This is a genomic window from Lentzea xinjiangensis (genome assembly GCF_900110955.1).
GTDB classification, from domain to species: Bacteria; Actinomycetota; Actinomycetes; order Mycobacteriales; family Pseudonocardiaceae; genus Lentzea; species Lentzea xinjiangensis.
Map to the genome: position 1 here is coordinate 188,038 of NZ_FOFR01000010.1, position 15,072 is coordinate 203,109.

Sequence of the window (15,072 nt, forward strand, 5' to 3'; positions counted from 1 at the left end):
AACGAGCACGACATGTCCGGGAGCTGGAACGGGCGCCCGCGGCCGGACTCGCCAGGTAGGAGCATCTCAGCCCCCAAGGCTGGTTGAACCGAGCCGGTCCGCCCGCTGCCGTCGAGGCAGCGGGCGGACCGGTGCGCGATCAGGACGCGGTGCAGGTGAGGGTCGGGGGAGCCGCGGTTCCGGAGGCGACGAAACCGAACGTGGTGCTGGCGCCCGCGCCCACGGCGCCGTTGTGAGCGGCGTTGCGGGCGGTGACCGAGGACCCGCTCGTGGTCAGGGCCGCGTTCCACGAGGAGTTGATCCGCTCACCGTTGGAGAACGCCCAGCTCACCGCCCAGCCGGAGATCGCCGTCGCGCCGGCGGTCACGCGCCCTTCGACCTGGAAGCCACCGGACCACTGCGAGATCACCTGGAAGCTGGCCGAGCAGCCCGCCGAGGGGTTGCCGGTCGTGGTGGTGGTGGTGGTCGTGCTGGTCGGGGTGGTCGTGGTGCCGCCATCGGTGAAGTTCACGTCGCTGCACGCGTAGTAGCTCTGGTCGAGGTGGCTGGCCTGCCACACCGTGTACAGGACGTGGTGGCCGGTGCGGCCGGGCGCGTTGACCTCGACGGGCGTCCGGGTGCCCGTGGGGATCCTGCCCGTCTGGCCGACGAGCTCCAGGTCGCTCCACTTCAGGGCCTGGGTCTTGGGGTCGAAGCCCTGCTTGGTGGCGTAGACGCGGATGTAGTCGGCGCCGTGCGAGGACGTGTCGTTCAGGTTGAGGGTGAACCGGCTGGGCCGGTTCGGCCCGACCCATGCGCCGGGCTTGTCCATCGCGGCGTAGCGACCGTTGAAGGTCAGTCCGCCGCTGCACAGCTGTCCGTCGGGGATGGCTCCCTGGTGGTTGCCGGCGACGCCTTCGCGGAACAGGCCGTTCCAGTTGTACATCGCGGCCGGGTCGGCCTGCCACGCCTGGTAGCACATGGGGTCTTCGGTGGCCATCTGCTGCGACGGACCGTTGGGCCAGCGGTTGTAGCAGCCGTAGTGGCGCGACGGCGGGTCGCTGACCGCGCCGTGCGCCGAGGCGTTGCCCGCGCCGAAGGTGACCAGCACGGCCGCCAACAGGGTCAGGCAGGTGCCGAGGACCGTGAACGCCCGCCAGGCGGCGGCCTTGTCGCGGGCTGGCCGTGCCACTGCCGGGGTCCCCGGGACCCGGCGGTGTCGGTCGGGGACGTCTGCAAAGAAGCGAAGCATGTGTACCGCCAAATCTTCGTTGATCGACGATGGACTCTCGCGGGTGTCTCCGCCCGTTTCTGGGAGCGCTCCCAGATCGGTGTCAGTGTCAGGTCGTGCCACCTGGTCGGCATCTGCCATTCGGGTCATGGGACAGGAAAGTGGCGATAAAGCGGCCAGGTGGACCGAGTGCGTGGAGCGGATCGGCGGCTGCTCGTGAGGCCCTTCGGCCCTCGCGGGGCCGGTGCCCCTCATGCTCGACGCCGACGGCAGCCCGCACTCGACCCGGTCGCGCCGAGCGCTGCATCCCGCCGAACTGCTCGACCCCGCGTTCATCCCAGAGCCGCTAAATCTTCTTCTGGGCCAGGGGTTCTGCGCTGTTCGCCCATGTGCCGCGATCGGGCTGCTGGGTGCAGCGGAGCGAAATGAGTCCTTCACATGCCGTGTCCTGAACGTTACAGTTCTGGGAGCGCTCCCAGTTCCCTTCGCCGGTGTGGACCGCGAGGGAATGGAACTCCGACGCGGGTCGACGAGGACCCGCTCGCGAAGGAAGTGATGTGGATGACCGAGATCTCGTCCCGTCTGGATGCGCGTGCGAATGCGTTGCGGCCGTTGAGCATTCCCCTCCTCAGGGGGTCGCTCGGCCTGGTGTTCGCGTGGTTCGGCGCCCTCAAGTTGACCGGCACGACACCGGTGGCCGAGTTGGTCACCCGGACCGTCCCCTGGCTCGACGGAGGTGTGGTCGTGGTCGGGCTGGGGGCGGTCGAGGTGGTGTTGGGGATAGCCCTGGTCGTGGGTCGTCGGTTGCGCTGGGTGGCGCTGCTGGTCGTGCTCCACCTGTTCGGCACGTTCTTGACGCTGCTCATGCAACCGGCCGTCGCGTTCCAGACGGGAAATCCACTGTTGTTGACCATGACCGGTGAGTTCGTGGTCAAGAACCTGGTCTTGATCACCGCGGCCCTGGTGGTCATGTCAGCCGAGGTGCCTGTGCGGCAACGGGTGTCGTCGGCCGACGCCAACCAGCGGTGATCCCGGGTGCTGCGGGGCCCGATCGGCCCCGCAGCACCACCGCAAGGTCACGAGCGGCGGGCCGGGTGTGCGGCAACGCCGTCCAAGTAAGGGTTCAAGCCGAATGTCAAGTCGCCGCAGACTGGCCTGTCCCAACCGGGAGAAGGTGTGCGGCTCAGGTCTCCGGGTCCGCTGGACTCAGCGGAGCGCCGGTGCGCAGCCGGTGGACCAGGTCAGGGTTGGCCAGCGCCATCGCGCCGACCGCGATCACGTCGGCCGCGATCACGTCGGCCGCGATCACGTCGGCCGCGATCACGTCGGCCGCGATCACGTCGGCCGCGATCACGTCGGCCGCGATCACGTCGGCCGGCCCCGAGGTGGCGTCGCGGACCCGCGCGTCGAGGTTTGCTCCGGGCCGGTTGAGCAGGAACGCCGTAGGTCACAGCGATCGCAGTCCCGCACCAGATCCTCGTCACCGCCGTACACCACGTGCAGGTGGAAGAGTTTCACCTGGGCAAGAGCCCGAACCGGCGCCGGATGCAGCTCGGCGATGTCGTCCTCGGCGATGTCGTTGAACGGATTGCCGGGCGACAGGCGGGGCACCACCATGCGTGGTGGACTCCGGCGAGGACAGGTTGTTCTCGCGACGTGTGGCCGACGATGAGTCCGCAGGCCCCGTGGGTTCCTGCCGTGGTCGGGCGCACTGACGCTCACGCGCTGCGACCTGATGCGAACGGTTGCCCTGCCGAGGGTTTCAGCCCACGAGTCGGAACGTAGTGGACGTCGTCGACGCAGACGTCCTGCCGCGCGATTCGGCTCGTTCGCGCGGGCCGACGGTACGGCGAGGCCGTTCACGCTGCTGAACAGCGCGAACGGCCTCGCCGGACGATCAGGAGTGCGGGCAGGTGTCGCGGTACTCGGAGATCGCCGTCCCCCGCGGCGCGGGGCACAGGAACTGCTCGTACCGGGTGTCGTTGTCGATGAACCGCTTGAGCCACGCGATGCTGTACTTCGCGATCGTGGTGTTGGAGCTGTTCGGCGCGAAGTGGCTCGCGTTCGCCAGCTCCAGGTAGGCCTTGTCCAACGTGGACGGCAGGCCGGTGTAGAACCGCTCGGAGTGCGACGAGACCGGAGCGGTCGAGTCGTCCTCGGCGCCGATGATCAGGGTGGGCGTCTGCACGGTCGACCACGTCTTCGTGGTGTTCCAGGCCGTCAGCGGGACGGAGGCCTGCAGGCTCGGCCGGTCCTTGGTGGCCTCCAGCGCGCCACCGCCACCCATCGAGTGGCCCATGACGCCCAGCCGCGATGAGTCGATGCGGGTCCGCACGGAGCTGCTGGTGGTGAGGTAGTCCAGCGCGGCCAGCAGCTGGTCGCCGCGCGAGGCGGGCTGGTCGTACCGGGAGTTGGTGTCGATGATGAAGATGACGAAGCCCTGTGAGGCCAGGCGCGGGCCGAGCCACGAGAGGCTGGACTGGCTGGCCGTGTAGCCGGGCGAGACCGCGATGGCGCCGAACGTGCCCTCGGCGGTGCTGGTCGGGTAGTAGATCGTGCCGCCGCCGAAGCCGCGCACACTCACCGCCGACACCGTGGCCTGGCTGGTGGCGAACGGGCCGCGGGTGGCCTCGATGCTCGCGGTGGTCGGCGCCGGGCCGCGCTCGTAGGGGTTCTCGGCGGCCTCGGCGATCGAGCCGGACGTGGTGAGGGCGACCACCGCGGCGAAGACCAAGGCGTGGCGGGACAGGGGAGACCTCAGGGACATGGTGTGCTCTTCCCAGGTGGCAAGGACTTGGTGGAGAGAGTCCTCTGTGGACCATGCTTACAGCGGCAGAGTCTGGACCACTACCTACTCGCGGGTCAAGTAGTCGGCCCGAAAGAGGGCTTAATTCGAAAGAAATTCACATACCGGATCGGAAAGACCGACGCCGGCCGGAACTCCCGCGCCCGAAGCAGAAGGTCTGCGTCGAATCCGTCGAACTGTTCGAAGCCGGAGACTTTTCGAAACCCTTGGATAGTTCGCGTTCACAAAGTGTGTGGCAAAAGTCCACCGTGGTGCACTTGCCCGTTGGGCGATTTCGAGTGTCACAACGGTTCTTGACGAAGACTGTGACGCAGCTTACTGTCGTGAACGCTAACAATCTGAGGTGAGACAGAGAGTTTCGACCGCACGGTGCGGCAGGAGCTCGACCCGATTCACGCGATCGCCCGCATGCGGTGGCCCACCGGGGCGTGCCGTTTGTTCTCGCACATTTTGGAGAAGCGTCGTGAAACTCCGCTCGCTCCTGCTCCGCGCCGCCGCGATCTCGGCCCTTCTCACTGCCTGCACACCCGGCGGTGGAGGCGGCGGGGGAGGCGACGGCAAGTCCTTCGAGTTCTGGTCGTTCTCCGCCATCAACCAGAAGCTGACCGTCGACGCGTACCAGGCGAAGCGCCCGGACATCCGGATCAAGCTGACCGAGGTGGGCACCTCAACGGAGACCGCCCAGTCGCTGACCACGGCGCTGGCCGGCGGGAAGGTGCCGGACCTGGTGCTCATCCAGGGCGACAACCTGCCGCAGTTCGTGGAGCAGCCGCAGAACTTCGTGGACCTGAGGACGCTCGGCGCCGACGAGATCAAGGGCGACTACCTGGACTGGGTGTGGAAGCAGAGCGTCGCCAAGGACGGCGAGGTGCTGGGCATCCCGACCGACGTGGGCGGCATGGCCGTGGCTTACCGGACCGACCTGTTCGCCGCCGCCGGGCTGCCCACCGACCGGGAGGCCGTGAGCGCGCTGTGGCCGACGTGGGACGCGTTCATCGAGACGGGCAAGCGCTACAAGCAGGCCACCGGCAAGGCGTTCACCGACAACGCGGCGACGAGCGTCTTCTACCAGGCGGTCAACCAGGTCTCGGAGAAGTACCACAGCGCGGACCGCAAGCTGGTCTACGACACCAACCCGCAGGTGAAGGCCGCGTTCGACCTCGGCATCAAGGCGGCCACCGCGGGGATCACCTCCGGGCAGTCCTCGTTCGAGAGCGCGTGGAGCACCGGCATGGCGCAGGGCCAGTACGCGGCCGTGTCCGCGCCGTCGTGGATGCTCAACAGCATCCGCAGCACCGCCCCTGACACCAAGGGCAAGTGGGACATCGCGAAGATCCCTGGCGGCTCCGGCAACTGGGGCGGCAGCTACCTGGCCATCCCCAAGCGCGCGAAGAACCCGCAGGCCGCCTGGGAGTACGTCAAGGAGATGCAGTCGCCGCAGGGCCAGCTCGAGCACTTCGCCCGGGTCGGCGCGCTGCCCTCGACACCCTCGGTCTACCAGGACTCGAAGCTCACCGGCGAGAAGGACCCGTTCTTCTCCGGCGCGCCGACCGGCAAGATCTACACCGACTCGCTGCTCGGGCTCAAGCCGTTCTACATCGGCCCCGACAGCGCGGCCATCGGCCAGGAGTTCCTCAACGCCATCACCAACGTCGAGCAGAGCGGCGGGAACCCGGCCACGGCGTGGGACGACGCGCTGCGCAACATCAAGACCGCCATCGGCGAGTGACTGCCGTGACCGTCACGCTCTCCCCTCCGCTCGACACGGCGCCACCGCCGCCCAAGGCCCGCAAGACGATGGGCTTGGGCGAGCGGTTGTCGGCGTACGCCTACATCGCCCCGTTCTTCCTCATCTTCGGGGTGTTCGGGTTGTTCCCGTTCGCCTTCACGTTCTACGTGGCCCTGTTCGACTGGAACCCCATCGGCGACCAGGTGTTCATCGGTTTCGACAACTTCGTCCGGATGTTCGGCGATCCGCGGTTCTGGAACGCCGCCGGCAACACCGTGAGCATCTGGGCGCTGTCCACCGTGCCGCAGCTCCTGCTCGCGCTGGTGCTGGCGCACGTGCTCAACCACGCCCGGTTGCGGTTCGCGCTGTTCTTCCGGATGTCGGTGCTGGTCCCGTACATCACCTCGGTGGCGGCCACGGCGATCGTGTTCGTGCAACTGTTCGACCGGGACTACGGCCTGTTGAACTGGTTGCTCGGCTTCGTCGGCGTGGAGCCGATCGACTTCGTCCAGTCCACTTGGGGCAGTCACCTGCTGATCGCGACGATGGTGATGTGGCGGTGGTTCGGCTACACCACGCTGCTCTACCTCGCCTCGCTCCAGTCAGTGCCCCGGTCGGTGTTCGAGGCCGCGGCCATCGACGGCGCGGGCCCGTGGCAGCGCTTCCGCCACATCACCGTGCCCTCGCTGCGACCGGTGATCATCTTCACCGTGGTCACCTCGACCATCGGCGGCCTGCAGATCTTCACCGAACCGCTGCTGATCGCCTCGGGTGCGCCGCTCACGTGCGGGGCGGTGCGGCAGTGCCAGACGTTGACGCTGTTCCTGTACGAACAGGGCTTCGGGCAGTTCGAGTTCGGCTACGGCTCGGCGGTGGGCGTCGCCCTGTTCGTGATGGTCGTGGTGATCGCCGCGATCAACTACCTGCTGTCCACCCGGATCAAGGCGGACCGATGACGACCACCGCGCCGCGCCGCCGGCACCTCGACCGGGTTCGCTGGTGGACGTACCTGCTGCTGGTCCTGGCCACTGTCGCGTGCCTGTTCCCGCTGTACTGGATGTTCATCGTGGCCACCACGGACACCGCGACCGCGACGCGGATGCCGCCCGAGGTCGTGCCCGGCGGCAACTTCCTCCACCTCGCCGGCCTGGTCATGGAGACGGTGCCGTTCGTGCAGGCGCTGCTCAACAGCCTCGCCGTGGCCACGGCGATCGGCATCGGCCAGGCGGTGCTGTGCTCGCTGGCCGGGTTCGCCTTCGCCAAACTGCGCTTCCCCGGCCGCAACGCGCTGTTCCTGGTGGTGGTGCTGACCATGACCGTGCCGACGCAGCTCTCGGTCATCCCGCAGTACCTGATCATGTCCGAGCTGGGTTGGGTCGACACCCTCCAGGCGCTGATCGTGCCCGGCCTGGCCAGCGCGTTCGGCATCTTCTGGATGCGCCAGCACATCTCGGCCACCATCAGCGACGAGCTGATGCAGGCGGCCCGCATCGACGGCGCGAGCACCGGGCAGGTGTTCTGGCGCATCGCGTTCCCGATCGTGCGGCCGGCCGCGTTCGTCCTGGGCCTGTTCGGGTTCGTCACCGCGTGGAACGACTTCCTGTGGCCGTTCATCGTGCTCAAGTCACCCGAGCGCTACACCGCCCAGATCGCCATCAAGGCGCTGCAGAACAGCTACGACGTCGACCTGGGCCTGGCCATGTCCGGCTCGTTCCTGGCCACCGTCCCGCTGGTCGTGCTGTTCGTCCTGGTCGGCCGCCGCATGGTCGCCGGGATCCTCGAAGGCGCCTTCAAGGGCTGAAGCCCCCGCACACCAGGGAAAAACATGAACTCACCGAGCTCCGGCGCGCCGTTCTACGACAACCCCGTGATCCCCGGGTTCCACCCCGATCCCAGCGTGTGCCGCGTCGGCGAGGACTACTACCTGGTGTGCTCCAGCTTCGAGTACTTCCCGGGCGTGCCGATCTTCCACAGCCGCGACCTGGTGCACTGGCGGCAGATCGGCAACGTCCTCGACCGCCCGGCGCAGTTGCCGCTGCCGGTCGACGCCATGGCGTCCGACTGCATCTACGCCCCCACGATCCGGCACCACGGCGGCCGGTTCTGGATGATCACCACGAACGTGTCGCAAGGCGGCAACTTCCTCGTCATCGCCGAACGGCCAGAAGGCCCTTGGTCGGATCCGCTGTGGCTGGACCTGCCCGGCATCGACCCCGACCTGGCCTGGGACGACGAGGGCAACTGCTGGTGCGCCTTCGCCGGCGCCCACGGCCCCAGCTACTCCGGCGTGCAGATCACCCGCATCGATCCCGAGAGCGGGAAGGTGCTGGAGGGCCCGTTCCCCGCCTGGGCCGGCACCGGGTTGCAGTGGCCGGAGGCGCCCCACCTGTACCGCGTCGGCGAGTGGTGGTACCTGCTGATCGCCGAGGGCGGCACCGAACGCGGCCACACCGTGGCCATGGCGCGCGCCCGTTCGCCGCGCGGTCCGTGGGAGCCGGCGCCGGCCAACCCGATCCTGTCGCACCGCAGCACCGACCACCCGATCCAGAGCACCGGCCACGCCGACCTGGTCACCACACCGGACGGCGAGTGGTGGATGGTCCTGCTGGCCACCCGCCCGGCCGGGTACAGCCCCAAGTTCCACGTCCTGGGCCGGGAAACGTTCCTCACCCCCGTTCGGTGGGAGGACGGCTGGCCGCGCGTCGGACCCGTCAACCTGCGGGAGCGGGCGCCGGGCGCCCCGCGACCGCAGGAGCCGGCACCGCGGCGCGACGACTTCGACGCGCCGGAGCTGGAGCCCCGGCTGATCTCGCCGCGGTCGCGCCCGAACGGCTCGTGGTCGCTGACCGAGCGGCCGGGGTGGCTCGCCCTGCACGCCACCGGCGGCACGCTGGACCAGCCGGGCTGCACCTTCGCCGGCCGCCGCCAGCAGCACCCCGAGAGCCGGACCGCGGTGCTGCTGGACCACGGCGCCGGTCGCGCCGGCCTGTCGGTGCGCCTGGACGAGGGCCACCACTACGACCTGGAGGTGGCCGGCGGACAGGCGAGCGTGATCGCCCGCATCGGACCCCTGCGCCAAGTCGTGGCCACCCGCACCGTGCCGGCGGGCCCGGTGGTCCTCGTGATCAGCACCAGGTCCGCCCGGAAGTGGTCGGTGGGGGAGGAGAGGCGGTCGGGCCTCCACGTCGCCGCACCCGACTTCGTCGCCTTCCACGTCGGCACGGACCCCGAGCCGCTGGCCGAGCTCGACGGCAGGTACCTGTCCACGGAGGTCGCCACCGGGTTCACCGGCCGGGTGATCGGCATGTACGTCACCGAGGGCAGCGCGTGGTTCGACTGGTTCGACCACGGCCCGCTCGACGCACCCGGTCGCTCCTGACGACGGACCCGTGGCCAGTCACGGTGGACGAGTGGCGGCACCGTTCCTCATCGTCACCTCGGGTCCGGCGTGACTTCGATGACGTGCTTTCCCCGGACGCCGCCCGCTTCGAGCGCCGCGTGTGCCGCTGCGATGTCCGAGAGCTGGTGCACGGTGTCCACGACCGGGCGCACCTCGCCGTCTTCGGCCAGCCGCACGAGTTCGGTGAACAACTCGCGTTGTGGGTTGCCGCTGAAGAAACGGACTCTCCTGGAACCGTGCACAGTGGACGTCAGCAGGTAGCCGATGCTGCGGACGACGTGCGATGTGTCGAACGCGATGGCGACCATGCGGCCGGTTGGGGTCAACAACCGGCGGTACGCGGCGTGATCCGAGCCCACGGTGTCCAGCACGACGTCGAAGCGTTCAAGCTGCCCAGGCTGCGTCGTGCGGTAGTCGAAGACCTCGTCAGCGCCCAGATCGCGCACGAAGTCCAGGTTGGCCTTCCCGGCCAGGCCGGTCACGTGCGCGCCGAACGCCTTGCCGATCTGAACGGCCATGCTCCCGACACCTCCGCTGGCTCCGCGGACCAGCAGGCGTTCACCCGGCCGGAGATGAGCGACATCGCGCAGCGCGGTGATCGATGTGGTGCCCCCGCCCAGGATGGAAGCAGTCTCGGCAGACGTCAGGTTCCGCGGCTTCCGGGTGACCCGCTTCGGCTCGACGGTGACGTATTCCGCCGCACTTCCCCTTCGTCCGACCAGCTCGGTGGAGCGCGGCAGCACGCCACACACGAATTCGCCGTTCCGGACATCGGTGACCGAGCTGCCGACATCCACGACCTCGCCCACGAAGTCCATGCCGATGGCCTTGGGGAACCGGCGCCCCATCAACAGCCTCAGGCCTCCGGCGCGAGCGGCGAGCTCGCCACCGTTGACGGTCGTGGCGTGCACGCGCACCCTGATCTCTTTCGATGTGTGGCGCGGGATGGGCACCTTCGCCTCATACAGCACCGATGGCGGGCCATAGCGGTCGAAAAGCGCCGCACGCATCTCGCTCTCCGCCATCTGGTCATGGTCTACGGGGGGCATGAACAGCTCCTGTCGGACGATCGTCCAGTGTGGTCGCGATGGGATCGAGCCGGTCGCGAAGGCGGTGCGCGGGTGTCGTCTGCTACCAGGTGACCATGAGTTCGTGGAGGCCGAAGACGGCCGCGTCGTTCTTGAGCGTCTCGTTTGTGACCGGCTTGGCCAGTGCCAGTGTGGGAACCCGGCGGAACAGGGTGTCGAAGACGATCTCGAGCTCCGCTCTGGCGAGGTTCTGGCCCAGGCACTGGTGAGGGCCGTAGCCGAAGGCGACGTGGTGGCGGGCGCCGCGTTCGAGGTCCAAGTCGTCCGGGTGGTCGAACACCGCGGGGTCTCTGTTGGCGGCGTGGCCCAGAACCAGCACGCCTTCGCCCGCGCGGATCGTCACGCCGCCGATCTCGGAGTCCTCGACGCACAGCCGCGTCACCGCTATGTCGACGATGGTGAGGTATCGCAGCAGCTCCTCGACAGCACCAGGTGTCTTGGCCGGATCAGCGACGATCGTGGCGAGCTGGTCGGGGTTCTCCAGCAGGGCCAGAGTGCCGAGCGCGATCATGTTCGCGGTTGTCTCGTGTCCGGCGACCAGGAGCAGCAACGCTTCCGCGACCAATGACTCACGTCGGTAGCCGCCATCGGTCCTGCGCCGCTGGATCTGGCGGCTGAGCAGCTGTTCGTCCGGGTTGGTCTCCTTCGCGCCGATCAGCTCGTCCAGGTACGAGCTGATCGCACCGAATGCGGCTACCCGTTCCTCTGGCGGTGTTTCCCGCAGCAGGAACTTCGCCGAGTTGCGCTGGAACAAGTCCTGGTCGGCATGGGGAACGCCGAGGACGTCGCAGATGACCAGGGACGGCACCGGCAACGCCAGCGCGCGGACGAGGTCGGCCGGTTTCGGTCCGGCCAGCAGAGCGGCCACGTGCTCGTCGACGATTTGCTGGATCTGCGGCCGCAGCAGGTCCACGCGGCGAACCGTGAAGTCGCCGAGCACGGCGCGCCGAGCGTGTCCGTGCTCCGGCGGATCCATCATGATCATGGACTTCTCGTCGGACAGCCCACCTGGTGCGATGACGGGGAAGTCGGGGTGCAGGCGGTTCGAGCTGAACCGGCGGTCGGCCAGCACCCGCCGCACGTCCTCGTGGCGGGACACGACCCAGGCCCACCCGCCGAACGGCAGGTCGACCTTGACCACTCCGTGTTCCTCGCGGATCTCGCGGTACTCCGGCGGCGGAGCGAACGGACAGGAGCGCGAGAGCGGGAAAGCGTACCGATGCCGCCCGGTCACCGTCATTCGTCAATCTCCTCAACAGATCGATCTGTCTCGATGATGTGTTTCCCCGCGCACTCGCCAAGTCGGCTTCCGCCCACGGGAACTCCGGGTTCAGCGCTTGATCAGGTGGGCGGCCTCCTCGAGGTCGGTGTTGCGCATCGCGAATGCTTTGCCGTTCACACCGACCAGCCGCTGCACCGTGCCGGCCAGCGGTGAGCGCGCCAGGCGCAGCATCGCCGAGCGGAGTGCGGTCTCCGGCCGGTTGGCCGGAGTGAAGATCAACCGACCGCGCGATGCGAAGGTCTGGAAGTACTCCACGTAGGGACGTGTCGTCTTCTCCCACTCGACCAGCGCTCTCCCCGGATCTTCCGGGTAGCGGGTGAGCATCGTCCCGAGGAGCTCCGCGCCGGCGATCCCGTTGGACACGCCCATGCCCGCGTAGAGGGTGACGCACCACGCCGAGTCGCCGACGAGCACGACGCGGCCGCGATGCCAGGAGTCGAGGTGCACCTGTTCGACCGAGTCGAACAGGTACTGGTCGGTGTCTTCCAGGAACCGCACGGCCTGTTCCAGCGTCGCCCCCAGGGGCTCCGGCCCGTAGACCTCGCGGATGCGTTGAGCCGCCGGGACCGCGAACTCCGCGTCGACGTCGGTGGTCCGGTAGGAGAACAGCGCGGCCGGCGGCTGGTCCGTGAACGGGAACAGCCAGAAGGAGCGGCCGGGCTCGGCCAGGGTCGCCCCTTCACCCTGCGCGAGACCGGGAAGGTTCCCCGGGAGCTGGTAGGCCGCGATCATGTAGTTCAGCCGGCGCAGGTAGTCCTCATCCGGCCCGAACACCAGCTTGCGCACGGTGGAGCGCAGGCCGTCCGCCCCGATCACGAGGTCGAAGCGCTCGGTGTGCTCCGTCCCGTCCACCGCGTTGCGGGTGACGACCTCGACACCGCGGGCATGCTGGTGGATCACGACGGGGACGGTCGAGTAGCGGATCTCGACGCCTGGATCCAGCGCGGCGAACGCCGCCTGCTCCACATCGCCTCGCACCATGAGCGCCGGGCCTCCAGGCTGGTCCGAGAACCCCGTGGTCGGCCGCTTGTTGCCCTTCCGGTCCAGCTGGTAGGTGATCCCGTTCGCCGGGGTGCGGTCTTCGAGCCCGTGCGAGATCCCCAACCGTTGCGCCGCGTTGCGCCCCACGCCGAACAGGCCGATGAAGTAACCGCCCCTCCGCCGGCCCGGCGCCCTTTCGATCACGACTGGAGTCCAGCCCGCCTTCCTCAGCGCGATGGCTGCGGAGATGCCGCTGATCCCGAGGCCGACGACGAGGGCCTTGCGGGAGCCGTGGGAGGAAGTCATGCCACGATCGTATGACTAACTGACCACGTGCGTCATCTAGTCAGTTAGTGTTGTGGGTCACTATCGGAGCGTGGTGGGCTGATCAGTCGGGAGCTACGAATGTGGTAAGACGTGCCACGCCAGGGCGTCGCTTGCGTGGAGCGCCGCGAGATACGTCTGGCATCGGGCGGAATCGGAGTTGACGACACATGGCGACGCGTACGGGACGGAGTGCGGACAAGGTCGCGCGTATCCTCGGTTCCGCCGAGGAGCTCCTTCTGAAGCGCGGCTTCCGCGGAGTGACCATCGCCGACATCGCGGAACGCGCGCACGTCGGTAAGGGCACGGTTTACCTGTACTGGAGCACGAAGGAAGACGTCTTCCTCGAACTGCTCACCCGCGACGTCCTCACGCTCATCAACGGCTTCCGCGAGGCGGCGACGCGGAACCTCGAGCTCACCCTGCCGCACCGGCTCTGTCCGTACCTCGTCCGGTCCGCGCTCGAAAGGCCCCTGGTCCGGGCTCTGCAGGCGAACGACGCCGACGTGCTCGGCCTCGTCGTCGACCATCCCCGCAGTCAGGAGCTGGTCAAGCACCACGGGGCGCCGGCCCTGATCAAGGCTCTTCTGCCGATCTGGCGCCGGCACGGCCTGGTTCGCACGGACTGGGAGCTGGGTGACCAGGCGTACGCGTTGCAGAGCCTTACTCTCGGGCACCTGGAAATCCAGGTGCGCAAGCACGTCAGCCCTGACACCACCATGCCGCCCGAGGATGTCCTCGCGGCTGCCGTGGCGGCACTGCTGGGTGTTGGGGGCGAAGCCGCGATGGACCTCGACGCCGTCGCCGCCGAGGTCCTTCAGGTGTTCACGACCTCGGCCGCCATCCTCGAAGGGGCGAACGCCTGAGTCGTCCCAGGTGGATCGTGGGCGGCGCGACCTTGCCGCCGAGGTTCCGCCGTCGTGGTGCCACGCCAGCGCGACACCGTTGACGGGGAATGCCTCGGACGCTCCGGCGGAGCTGGATCGTCCACAGTGGATCGTTCGGCCTTGAGGCCGTCGGCGCCTGCTGCGCTGCACCACTTGTCGAGGTGACGCGATCCTGGTCTGGTCCGGCCTGACGGCTATGTGGCGTGGGCAGGCACCGAGTCCGGTGAGCTCGTCGCGGCGTTGCGGGCTTGGTTCGGCCCCCCGTTGCGGCACATCTGACGGTTGCCGGTCCGGCGCGTGGCGGCGGAGAGGCCGGAGGAGCGCGCCGGAAAGCGGAGAGGCAGGCCGAGGCGAATCTCGACCTGCTTCTCCTGTTCGACGGGGGTCAGCCGCGGAGCGCGGTGCAGGAACGTTGCTCAGCTGCTGGGCGCAACGGCGGGTAGGTCGGCGCGCGCCATGAACTCCAGCATGGCTGCCGCGAGCTCGTCCGGCGCTTCCTGGGCGACGAGGTGGCCGGCCTCCGGCAGCCGCAACGAAGTGACCTCCGAAGTGGCGACACCGCGGAAGGTCTGCTCCGTGAGCGAGCCGCCGAAGGCGTCGACGGTGAGGACCGGAACGGACAGAGGGCTCGATGCCGCCAGCGCCTTGGTCGTGCCCTTGTCGGTGAAGATCTCCCGGTAGAGGACAGCGGTGCCGCTCCAGCCGTCGGTGCGGGCGTAGGTGCGGATGAACTCGTCGAGGTCGGCTTCGGTGACGGCTCCTTCCGCCGCCGTCATCACGGGGTAGGCCCAGTCGGCGATCATCCGCCGTTCGATGCCGGGCAGGAACCGCTCGGGAATCCCCGGGGCGCCGAGAAAACCGACGTGCCACGAGCCGCCGTTGTTGACGTCGGCCAGTGCCTCCAGGCCGAAACCGATCAGCGTCGTCTCCACCGCGGTCAGGCTGAGCACGTCGGCCGGGTGCGTGGCGGCGAGCCGGAAGCCGGTGTTCCCGCTGATGTCCTGGCAGGAGAGGTGAACCGGTCCGACGCCGAGGTGCTCGATCAGCCGGTGCAGGTCTTCGACGTAGGTGGCCGCGTCGATGCCGTCGCCCGCGGTGTCGGAGTCGCCGAACCCGCGCAGGTCGACGGCGAAGACCCGGTGGCTCCGCGCGAGAAGGGGGATCAGCTTGCGGAACGCCCACCACGTCTCGGGCCACCCGTGCACCAGCAGCACCGGAGAGCCGCCGGTTCCGGCCGAGACGTAGTGCAACCGAGTGCCGTTCACGGCAGCCACGTGGTGGGTGACCTCCGGGATGGTGGCACCGGCGGGGGAGATGACAGGCACGATCGGCTCCTCAAGTTGGACAGCCTGGCTGTCGAAATTT

At 68.5% G+C, this 15,072-nt stretch carries 15 protein-coding genes; 7 read left to right on the forward strand and 8 right to left on the reverse strand.

Translation table 11 applies throughout. The features are described from left to right. Positions 1 to 139: 139 nt before the first annotated feature. Complete coding sequence (locus tag BMW88_RS44340) at positions 140 to 1,171, reverse strand: lytic polysaccharide monooxygenase auxiliary activity family 9 protein (protein ID WP_342715174.1); 1,032 nt, start codon at positions 1,169 to 1,171, stop codon at positions 140 to 142. Between the two features lie 651 nt (positions 1,172 to 1,822). Between BMW88_RS44340 and BMW88_RS22295 the strand changes: the two genes are divergently transcribed. Further along, positions 1,823 to 2,239 (forward strand): DoxX family membrane protein, encoded by a 417-nt coding sequence (locus BMW88_RS22295; protein ID WP_177221231.1) that lies wholly within the window; start codon positions 1,823 to 1,825, stop codon positions 2,237 to 2,239. Between the two features lie 154 nt (positions 2,240 to 2,393). Here BMW88_RS22295 and BMW88_RS42000 read toward each other — a convergent pair whose 3' ends face one another. The 3 genes from BMW88_RS42000 to bdeA form a co-directional block, all read right to left on the reverse strand. After that, positions 2,394 to 2,579, reverse strand: a complete 186-nt coding sequence (locus BMW88_RS42000; RefSeq protein WP_177221232.1) for a hypothetical protein — start codon at positions 2,577 to 2,579, stop codon at positions 2,394 to 2,396. Then, on the reverse strand, positions 2,576 to 2,827 hold the full coding sequence (locus tag BMW88_RS42005) for a hypothetical protein (RefSeq protein WP_177221233.1): 252 nt from the start codon (positions 2,825 to 2,827) through the stop codon (positions 2,576 to 2,578). The genes BMW88_RS42000 and BMW88_RS42005 overlap by 4 nt, the downstream gene beginning before the upstream one ends. 280 nt (positions 2,828 to 3,107) lie before the next feature. Further along, positions 3,108 to 3,977, reverse strand: coding sequence for a bis(hydroxyethyl) terephthalate hydrolase (gene bdeA, locus BMW88_RS22305; protein ID WP_089953534.1), 870 nt, complete (start codon positions 3,975 to 3,977; stop codon positions 3,108 to 3,110). 502 nt (positions 3,978 to 4,479) lie between these two features. On the opposite strand from bdeA, the gene BMW88_RS22310 reads away from it, so the two are divergent. From BMW88_RS22310 to BMW88_RS22325, 4 genes are read left to right on the forward strand one after another with little or no spacing between them, the layout of a single operon-like run. Continuing rightward, entirely contained in the window at positions 4,480 to 5,745 is a 1,266-nt protein-coding gene (locus BMW88_RS22310) for an ABC transporter substrate-binding protein (protein ID WP_089953536.1), read from the forward strand. Next, on the forward strand, positions 5,742 to 6,701 hold the full coding sequence (locus BMW88_RS22315; RefSeq protein ID WP_245777972.1) for a carbohydrate ABC transporter permease: 960 nt from the start codon (positions 5,742 to 5,744) through the stop codon (positions 6,699 to 6,701). The genes BMW88_RS22310 and BMW88_RS22315 overlap by 4 nt, the downstream gene beginning before the upstream one ends. Further along, positions 6,698 to 7,546, forward strand: a complete 849-nt coding sequence (locus BMW88_RS22320) for a carbohydrate ABC transporter permease (protein WP_089953537.1) — start codon at positions 6,698 to 6,700, stop codon at positions 7,544 to 7,546. The genes BMW88_RS22315 and BMW88_RS22320 overlap by 4 nt, the downstream gene beginning before the upstream one ends. A gap of 24 nt (positions 7,547 to 7,570) precedes the next feature. Beyond that, positions 7,571 to 9,124: a glycoside hydrolase family 43 protein gene (locus BMW88_RS22325; RefSeq protein WP_089953538.1), complete on the forward strand. Its 1,554-nt coding sequence runs from the start codon at positions 7,571 to 7,573 to the stop codon at positions 9,122 to 9,124. A gap of 53 nt (positions 9,125 to 9,177) precedes the next feature. On the opposite strand, the gene BMW88_RS22330 is transcribed toward BMW88_RS22325, so the two are convergent. The 3 genes from BMW88_RS22330 to BMW88_RS22340 form a co-directional block, all read right to left on the reverse strand. Beyond that, a complete protein-coding gene (locus BMW88_RS22330; RefSeq protein WP_245777973.1) occupies positions 9,178 to 10,170 on the reverse strand; it encodes an NAD(P)-dependent alcohol dehydrogenase in 993 nt (330 codons plus the stop codon). 106 nt (positions 10,171 to 10,276) lie between these two features. Then, positions 10,277 to 11,473: a cytochrome P450 gene (locus tag BMW88_RS22335; RefSeq protein ID WP_089953539.1), complete on the reverse strand. Its 1,197-nt coding sequence runs from the start codon at positions 11,471 to 11,473 to the stop codon at positions 10,277 to 10,279. A 90-nt stretch (positions 11,474 to 11,563) separates the two neighbouring features. Beyond that, complete coding sequence (locus BMW88_RS22340) at positions 11,564 to 12,802, reverse strand: FAD-dependent monooxygenase (protein WP_089953540.1); 1,239 nt, start codon at positions 12,800 to 12,802, stop codon at positions 11,564 to 11,566. A 188-nt stretch (positions 12,803 to 12,990) separates the two neighbouring features. On the opposite strand from BMW88_RS22340, the gene BMW88_RS22345 reads away from it, so the two are divergent. Both BMW88_RS22345 and BMW88_RS44345 read left to right on the forward strand, forming a co-directional pair. Further along, on the forward strand, positions 12,991 to 13,686 hold the full coding sequence (locus BMW88_RS22345) for a TetR/AcrR family transcriptional regulator (protein ID WP_089953542.1): 696 nt from the start codon (positions 12,991 to 12,993) through the stop codon (positions 13,684 to 13,686). 198 nt (positions 13,687 to 13,884) lie between these two features. Further along, the gene (locus BMW88_RS44345) at positions 13,885 to 13,986 is read left to right on the forward strand and encodes an aromatic-ring hydroxylase C-terminal domain-containing protein (protein WP_342715176.1); all 102 of its coding nucleotides are present in this window, start codon (positions 13,885 to 13,887) and stop codon (positions 13,984 to 13,986) included. A 137-nt stretch (positions 13,987 to 14,123) separates the two neighbouring features. Here BMW88_RS44345 and BMW88_RS22350 read toward each other — a convergent pair whose 3' ends face one another. Next, a complete protein-coding gene (locus tag BMW88_RS22350; RefSeq protein ID WP_089953543.1) occupies positions 14,124 to 15,032 on the reverse strand; it encodes an alpha/beta fold hydrolase in 909 nt (302 codons plus the stop codon). Between the last annotated feature and the right edge of the window lie 40 nt (positions 15,033 to 15,072).

Coding starts and splice junctions, on each gene's coding strand:
- BMW88_RS42005 (WP_177221233.1), bottom strand. CDS start 2,827: ATGGTGGTGCCCCGCCTGTCGCCCGGCAATCCGTTCAACGACATCGCC.
- BMW88_RS22320 (WP_089953537.1), top strand. CDS start 6,698: ATGACGACCACCGCGCCGCGCCGCCGGCACCTCGACCGGGTTCGCTGG.
- bdeA (WP_089953534.1), bottom strand. CDS start 3,977: ATGTCCCTGAGGTCTCCCCTGTCCCGCCACGCCTTGGTCTTCGCCGCG.
- BMW88_RS22340 (WP_089953540.1), bottom strand. CDS start 12,802: ATGACTTCCTCCCACGGCTCCCGCAAGGCCCTCGTCGTCGGCCTCGGG.
- BMW88_RS22325 (WP_089953538.1), top strand. CDS start 7,571: ATGAACTCACCGAGCTCCGGCGCGCCGTTCTACGACAACCCCGTGATC.
- BMW88_RS22335 (WP_089953539.1), bottom strand. CDS start 11,473: ATGACGGTGACCGGGCGGCATCGGTACGCTTTCCCGCTCTCGCGCTCC.
- BMW88_RS22345 (WP_089953542.1), top strand. CDS start 12,991: ATGGCGACGCGTACGGGACGGAGTGCGGACAAGGTCGCGCGTATCCTC.
- BMW88_RS22330 (WP_245777973.1), bottom strand. CDS start 10,170: ATGGCGGAGAGCGAGATGCGTGCGGCGCTTTTCGACCGCTATGGCCCG.